The organism is Phosphitispora fastidiosa (assembly GCF_019008365.1).
GTDB classification, from domain to species: domain Bacteria; phylum Bacillota; class Thermincolia; order Thermincolales; family UBA2595; genus Phosphitispora; species Phosphitispora fastidiosa.
This window is the reverse complement of record NZ_JAHHUL010000180.1, coordinates 1-252: the sequence shown is the minus strand read 5'-3', so window position 1 is coordinate 252 and position 252 is coordinate 1. Positions and strand designations below refer to the sequence as shown.

Genomic DNA, 252 nt, shown 5'->3' with positions numbered 1-252 from the left:
CCCAAATCGATTCCGGCCGCCACCGGCAAGAAGCCCGACAATCTGGAGGGGCACACTGTCGCGGTGGCCAAGGGCACGACGCTCGACGTCTGGCTCACCGACAACGCGCCGAAGGTGAAGCTGGTGCGCTTCGAGGATACGCCGGCGGCGCTCGCGGCATTCCTCGCAGGACAGGCCGACACCTTCGCCGAGAACAGCGCCATCGCGATCAAGGTCCAGGAGCAGAACCCGGCCAAGGAGGTCGAGCTGAAA

General features: G+C 65.9%; 1 protein-coding gene. It reads left to right on the top strand.

What is annotated here, in order from left to right; translation table 11 throughout:
• Positions 1-252: type 2 periplasmic-binding domain-containing protein (locus Ga0451573_RS19420; RefSeq protein WP_231685841.1), on the top strand; the 252-nt coding region annotated here is incomplete at both ends.